The 6,675-nt window shown below is 64.4% G+C and carries 5 protein-coding genes and 1 pseudogene; 4 read left to right on the top strand and 2 right to left on the bottom strand.

The window, feature by feature from the left end; genetic code table 11:
- Window positions 1-24 precede the first annotated feature (24 nt).
- Window positions 25-1,488, top strand: coding sequence for a cysteine--tRNA ligase (gene cysS / locus KNN17_RS19995; RefSeq protein WP_241710603.1), 1,464 nt, complete (start codon window positions 25-27; stop codon window positions 1,486-1,488).
- Between the two features lie 79 nt (window positions 1,489-1,567).
- A complete protein-coding gene (gene rlmB / locus KNN17_RS20000; RefSeq protein WP_241710604.1) occupies window positions 1,568-2,563 on the top strand; it encodes a 23S rRNA (guanosine(2251)-2'-O)-methyltransferase RlmB in 996 nt (331 codons plus the stop codon).
- Between the two features lie 76 nt (window positions 2,564-2,639).
- Here the strand turns inward: rlmB and KNN17_RS20005 are convergent, their stop codons facing one another.
- Window positions 2,640-3,452 carry a carbon-nitrogen hydrolase family protein gene (locus KNN17_RS20005; RefSeq protein ID WP_241710605.1) on the bottom strand — a complete coding sequence of 271 codons (813 nt, stop codon included), beginning with the start codon at window positions 3,450-3,452 and terminating at the stop codon, window positions 2,640-2,642.
- A 281-nt stretch (window positions 3,453-3,733) separates the two neighbouring features.
- On the opposite strand from KNN17_RS20005, the gene glgX reads away from it, so the two are divergent.
- Window positions 3,734-5,842 (top strand): glycogen debranching protein GlgX, encoded by a 2,109-nt coding sequence (gene glgX, locus KNN17_RS20010; RefSeq protein WP_241710606.1) that lies wholly within the window; start codon window positions 3,734-3,736, stop codon window positions 5,840-5,842.
- Window positions 5,843-5,847: 5 nt separating this feature from the next.
- On the top strand, window positions 5,848-6,207 hold the full coding sequence (locus tag KNN17_RS20015; RefSeq protein ID WP_241710607.1) for a barstar family protein: 360 nt from the start codon (window positions 5,848-5,850) through the stop codon (window positions 6,205-6,207).
- Between the two features lie 44 nt (window positions 6,208-6,251).
- Here KNN17_RS20015 and KNN17_RS20020 read toward each other — a convergent pair.
- Window positions 6,252-6,675, bottom strand: a pseudogene (locus KNN17_RS20020) (DUF3417 domain-containing protein); the annotation flags it as partial.

Below are 6,675 nucleotides of genomic sequence, written 5' to 3' on the forward strand. Positions count from 1 at the left end.
GTGCGCATCCGCTAATCTGGAGCGGTGACCCTGCGCTTTTACGACACTGCATCCGCCGAAGTCCGCGACTTCGTTCCCCTTGAAGCCGGCAAGGCCAGCGTCTACTACTGCGGTGCCACGGTGCAGGGTATGCCGCACGTTGGACATGTCCGTTCGGCGATCGCCTTCGACCAGTTGACCCGTTGGCTTGAATACCGCGGCCTGCGTGTCACTGTTGTCCGCAACGTCACGGACATCGACGACAAGATCCTCGCCAAGTCGGCACAGTCCTTCGGGCCGGACTGGGCCGAGGAACCCACAGCCAAGGCCGAGGAAGAATGGTGGGCCTTGGCCTACCGCTACGAGCAGGAATTCGAACAGGCCTACGACGTCCTCGGCGTTTCCCGCCCCACCTATGAGCCTCGCGCCACCGGCCACATCCCGGAGATGCACGCCCTCATTCAAAGGCTCATCGACCGCGGCCACGCCTACCCGGCCCTGGACGACTCCGGCGACGTCTACTTCGACGTCCGGTCCTGGAGCAAGTACGGCTCGCTGACCCGACAGAACATCGACGACATGCAGGGAGCCGCCGACGTCGAGCCTCAATTCAGCAACAGGAAGCGCGACCCGCGCGACTTTGCGCTGTGGAAAGGCTACAAGGACGGGGAGCCGACGACGGCGAGCTGGGTTTCGCCGTGGGGAACCGGGCGGCCGGGCTGGCATCTTGAATGCTCCGCCATGGCCACGAAGTACTTGGGCCAGCAATTCGACATCCACGGCGGCGGATTGGATCTCCGCTTCCCGCACCACGAGAACGAGATGGCGCAGTCTCAGGCTGCGGGTGACGGATTCGCCAACTTCTGGCTGCACAACGGGATGGTCACCTACGAGGGCGAAAAGATGTCCAAGTCGGTAGGCAACACGGTGAGCCCGTCGGAAATGCTCGAGCTCGCTAGCCCGCGCGTTGTCCGGTACTACCTTGGGCAGGCGCAGTACCGCTCCATCCTTGACTACCGGCCCACCTCGCTCCAGGAAGCTGCTGCTGCCGTGGAGCGCATCTATGGTTTTGTCGCGAAGGCCTCCAAGAAGTTCGGTGGCGATTTCGCCGCCCACCCTGTGTCGAGCCCGGTGCCCGATGCGTTCGCTGCCGCGATGGATGACGACCTCAACGTCCCGCAGGCCCTGGGCGCCCTGCACGAGACTGTCCGTGCCGGAAATACGGCCCTGGCGAACGGGGACGACGCCGGGGCCCAGCAGGCGCTCCAGGCCGTGATGGCCATGACCACCGTTCTTGGACTGAACGACGTCCGCGGCGAGGCCCAGGAGAACTCCGAGACCGTCACGGCCCTCGGGGTCCTCGTGGAAGCCCAGTTGCAGGCGCGGGCCGAGGCGCGGGCCAACAAGGACTGGGCAGCTTCCGACGCGATCCGCGACACTCTTGCGGCAGCCGGTATCGCCGTCGAGGATGGCGCCGACGGCGCCAGCTGGAGCCTCAAACGGGACTGACATTCCGCCGTCGTCCCGATTTAAGTTGATTCAGTAGACTTGATTGCAGACGTACTCAACACAATCAAGGGTGGAATTCATGGCCAACAACGGTCGCCGGGCTGTCAAGAGCAAGAAGGGCCCCACCACCGGAACCGGTGGCCACGGTCGAAAGGCCCTCGAAGGCCGGGGTCCGACCCCCAAGGCTGAGGACCGCGAGTATCACAAGGCGTACAAGAGCAAGCAGCTCGCTGAACGCTCGGCGGCAAAGCGCGCGGCCGGGGGCACCAGCCGCTCGAACCCGGGCGCCCGCTCGGGCCCCAAGGGCCGCGCTACCGAGGAAGTCGTCACCGGGCGCAACTCCGTGGTGGAGGCGCTTCGCGCCGGAATCCCCGCGAAGGCACTGCACATCGCCATCCGGATCGAGATGGACGACCGCGTCAAGGAGTCCCTCAAACTCGCTGCCGAACGTGGCATCCCGCTGCTGGAAACCGGCAAGCCCGAGCTGGACCGCATGACCGAAGACGCTGTCCACCAGGGCCTCGTACTGCAGATCCCGCCGTACGAATACCAGGACGCCTACGACCTCGCCGAAGAGACGGTCACTAAGTGGAAGAAGGGGTACATCCCCAACGCGCCCCTCTTCGTTGCGCTCGACGGCATCACCGACCCCCGCAACCTCGGCGCCATCATCCGCTCCGTTTCCGCCTTCAGCGGCCACGGCGTGATTGTCCCGGAGCGCCGCTCCGTCGGCGTCACTGCGTCGGCATGGAAGACCAGCGCAGGCGCAGCGGTCCGCGTCCCCGTGGCCCGGGCTGCCAACCTGAACAACGCACTCAAGCAGTTCAAGCAGATGGGCATCTTCGTGCTGGGCCTGGACGGCGACGGCGACGTCTCGCTGCCGGATCTCTCGTTGGCCACCGATCCCGTGTGCATCGTGGTGGGTTCCGAGGGCAAGGGCCTCAGCCGCCTGGTCCGCGAAAACTGCGACCAGATCATCTCCATCCCGATCGACTCCGCCATGGAATCGCTGAACGCCTCCATGGCCGTGGGCATCTCCCTGTACGAAGTCTCAAGGCAGCGCGCCGCCAAATAGCGCACGCCCGCTCACTTATAGCGCAAATTACAGCAACGCTCGCTCACTTCTTAGTGAGCGAGCGTTGCTGTCCCCTTCAGAAGTCGCGGCGGTTGGCGAGGACCGGGAGCTTGGCCCTAGCGTCCTCGACGACGGCGGCATCCAGCTCCGCGAACAACAGGCCGGGTTCGGCGTCGAGCTCTTCAAGAACGTTGCCCAAGGGGGACACGACGACGGAGTGCCCCACTCCGGTGGGCGCCGCCCCTTTGGGTTCGCGGCCCTGGCTCGCGGGGTCGCCCTGGCCGCATGCCAGCACGAAGGTTGTGGTGTCGATCGCCCGGGCACGCGCGAGCAGCTTCCACTGTTCCACCTTGCCCGACCCGGCTCCCCAGGAAGCGGACACGATGTTCACGTCGGCCCCGCGGTCGGCGTTGGCGGTGAAGAGCGCCGGGAAGCGGATGTCGTAGCACGTGGCCAAGCCAAAGGTGAGGCCCCCGGCGTCGAACGTCACTGGACCGGTGCCGGCGTCGACGGTGTCCGATTCCGCGAAGCCGAAGGCGTCGAAGAGGTGGATCTTGTCGTAGCTGGTGTCCACCCCGGGCCCGGTGGCGATCAGGGTGTTCCGGACCTTGCCGTTGCTGCTGCCGTCGGAGGCCAGGCCAGGGGTGAACATTCCGGCCACGATCACGATCCCAAGTTCCCGGGCGATCTCCCGCACCCGGCTGGCCCATGGCCCGTCCAAGGGCTCGGCGATGTCCAGCAGGGAATTCCCGAAGGCGCGCATGGTCGCTTCGGGAAACACCACGAGCTCGGCACCGCCCTCCTTGGCCCGGCGGGCATAGTCTTCCAACAGGGTCAGGTTGTCTGCCAGCTCGCGGCCACTGATGAGTTGAGCAAGAGCGATTCGCACAATTACCTCCGCATTGGTGTATAGCCAAAGTATGCAACGACATCGCCGAGGATACGAACCGCTCGGCATGCGGCCGCGTGAATTGGGTCAGTCGACATAATCCGCGCGAGCGACCGGTTTTGCGAAAAGCGTAACTGGCCGAACGATGCGACGTTTCAGCAGGTGAGCGGCTTGTTTGCGTTCGTAGGGGGCACCGGCTGGGCTCTGACCGCCGGGCGTCCGTGCTGTCATATGGGCTGGGGGCAAGGGAGAATTGGCGTCGGAGACTAAACTCTCAAGTAATGGTTATGCCGATTTTTGACACAGCATCTACAGTGGACGCCTCGCGGCCGTCGCCGCTCGGGCTGAGTGTTCCGCGGCTTGGAAAGTCCGACGGCGGCACCCCCTCGCGGGACCGCGTCAACGTCGCCGTCTGGGCCCCAGGACTCACTCGGGTCGACATCGCGTACATGGCCCCCGGGGACTCCTGGAAGGTCCACACGCTGCCGAAACTGGAGGACGGCGTCCACCACGGGATCGTGGACGGGCTGCCGCCCGGCACCCGGTACGGCTTCCGCGCCGCGGTCCACGAGGATGCGCTTCCGCTGTCCGTTCAGGCTCCGGACTTTGACGCCGACGACGCCGAGCAACTCCTGCTGGATCCCTACGGTCGGGCGGTGCACCAGCGCGGAGAGCTGCTGACCTCCGTGCGGATGGAATCGGCGTTTGATTGGGGCGACGACCGTGCGCTGCGCACGCCGTGGCGGGACACCATTGTCTATGAGGCGCACGTCCGCGGCCAGAGCATGCTGCACCCGGATATCCCGGAGCACCTCCGCGGGACCTACGCGGGCATGGCACACCCGGCCATGATCGAGCACTTTCACTCACTGGGAGTGACGGCAGTCCAATTGCTGCCCATCCACTTCCACATGGACGAGCAGCACCTGCAGTACTTGGGCCTGACCAACTACTGGGGCTACAACACCGCAGCGTTCTTTGCGCCGCACGCGGACTACGCCACGCAGGCCGCCCAACTGGCCGGCCCCCACGCCGTCCAAGACGAATTCAAGGGCATGGTGAAGCTCCTTCACGCCGCGGGGATCGAAGTGATCCTCGACGTGGTCTACAACCACACTGCCGAAGGCGGCCCCGACGGCGACACCTTCAGTTTCAGGGGCTTGGGCGAGCAGCGGTACTACCGCCACGACGCCCACGGCCGCTACCTCGACACGACCGGTTGCGGCAACACGCTCAATTTTGCCGAACCGAGGGTGGTGGATCTTGCCATCGATTCGCTGCGCTATTGGGCCGAAGAATTCCACATCGACGGCTTCCGTTTCGACCTCGCCGTGACTCTGTGCCGCAATGCGGGCAACGAGTTCGATCCTGAGCACCCTTTCCTGAAGCGCATCGCGGAAGATCCGGTGATCTCCAAGACCAAGCTCATTTCCGAACCGTGGGATGTGGGTTACGGTGGCTGGCAGACTGGGCGGTTCCCCAAGGGGTGGGTGGACTGGAACGACCACTTCCGTGATGGCGTGCGCCGTTTCTGGCTCTCAGAGCGGGGTGCCGTGGAAGGCGGGATGTCCGGCAGCACCATGGGAGATCTGGCCGACGCTTTGACCGGCTCGGCCCGGGTCTTTGAATCCGCCGGACGTTCCAGGCTCGCTTCGCTCAATTTCATCACCGCACACGATGGCTTCACCCTGACTGATCTGGTGTCCTACGACCGCAAGCACAACGAGGCCAACGGCGAGCAAAACCGCGACGGGCAGACCAACAGCCTCAGCTACAACCACGGATTCGAAGGCCGCACGGAAAATGAGACAATTCTCGCCGCCCGTGCCCTGTCCAAGCGGAACCTCATGACCACGTTGATGATCTCCATTGGCGTACCCATGATCACCGCCGGCGACGAGCTCGGACGCACGCAGCAGGGAAACAACAACGCCTATTGCCAGGACAACCCCCTGACATGGATTGACTGGACCCAGACACCCGAATCGCATGACATGCTGCGGAGCACCAAACGGGTGATAAGGCTTCGGAAAGAATTCCTGCAAGCCCAGGACGCAGGCTTCCCGGACAGCGGGACGGGCCTGGATTGGTTTGATGAAAAGGGCCAGCCCATGACGGCGGCCCGTTGGCACGATCCGTCCCTGCGGATTGTGCAGCTCTTGGTGAGTTCGGAGGGCGGCGCTTACCGCGGCTTGATCGTTATCAACGGAAACAAGGATGACCACAAGGTCGTCCTCCCCAAACTGGTCGCCGAATCCGGCACGGGAAGCCGTATGTTCGAACTACGCTTGACGACGTCCGAACTCAATGACCGCAGGCAGGGAGCCCTGGTCGCCGCCGGCGAGCGGGAAGTGGTCCAAGGCAACACCATCAACATCTACCGCACCTAGGAACCATGAAGATCTATTCCGCAGACACGTGGACGCTCGAAGAACTGCAGGAACAAGTGTCCGACGCCGGCCGCCGCACCGTGATGGTGCCGCCGGCGGCAAACAAGGCAGCCGTCCTCGAAGTGTTCGGCCAGGTGCTCGATTTCCCCGAGTACGACGGTGTGGACATGGATGCGCTCAACGATTCACTCCACGATTTCGCAGACAGTGTGTCCGACGACGACCAACCACCCGTCACCCTGATTTGGCAGGTCCCGGCGGCCTACCGGACTGATCGGTCCTTCGGCTTGGTTTGCGAGATCCTCCAAGACGCCGAGTTCTACTCCGGGCGGGACCTCGCCGTGATAGCAGTCTTCCAGCAGTAGCGCGGCTGGCCGGGTGGGCAAAGCCCGACCGGCCAGCCACATCGCTACGCGTTGACGATCAGCCCCAGTTCGGCCTTCGAGGCGAGGGAGGGGTGCTTCGGGAAGACCCGGACGGTGTAGCCGAAGGATCCGGAGCGGTTGATCAGGATGGACCCGGTGAACAGGTGGCGACCGTTGCCAAGGTCCTCGAATGAGTTGAGTTCGGCGACGGTGATGTCTTCCAGCTCATCGCTTTCTTCGGCACGCCCATAGGCGACCTCGACGCACACGTCGTCCGGTGTCAGGGTGTGGAGGGCGATGTAGGCGTTGACCTGGAGGGTGTCCCCGACCTGGGGTTCTTCGGAGACGCCCACGGAGTCCACGTGTTCCACGATGAGCTGCGGCCAGGCGTCGCGGACCTTGCTGGTCCAGGCCGCGAGTTCCTTTGCTTCCTTGAACGAGCCAGCCACGGCACGCCGTCCCGACTCC

The sequence above is a fragment of the Arthrobacter bambusae genome, assembly GCF_022606295.1.
GTDB lineage: Bacteria > Actinomycetota > Actinomycetes > Actinomycetales > Micrococcaceae > Arthrobacter > Arthrobacter bambusae_A.

Excerpts from the sequence above, each read along its gene's own strand:
- rlmB (WP_241710604.1), top strand. The coding sequence starts at position 1,568 with ATGGCCAACAACGGTCGCCGGGCTGTCAAGAGCAAGAAGGGCCCCACC.
- KNN17_RS20015 (WP_241710607.1), top strand. The coding sequence starts at position 5,848 with ATGAAGATCTATTCCGCAGACACGTGGACGCTCGAAGAACTGCAGGAA.
- glgX (WP_241710606.1), top strand. The coding sequence starts at position 3,734 with ATGGTTATGCCGATTTTTGACACAGCATCTACAGTGGACGCCTCGCGG.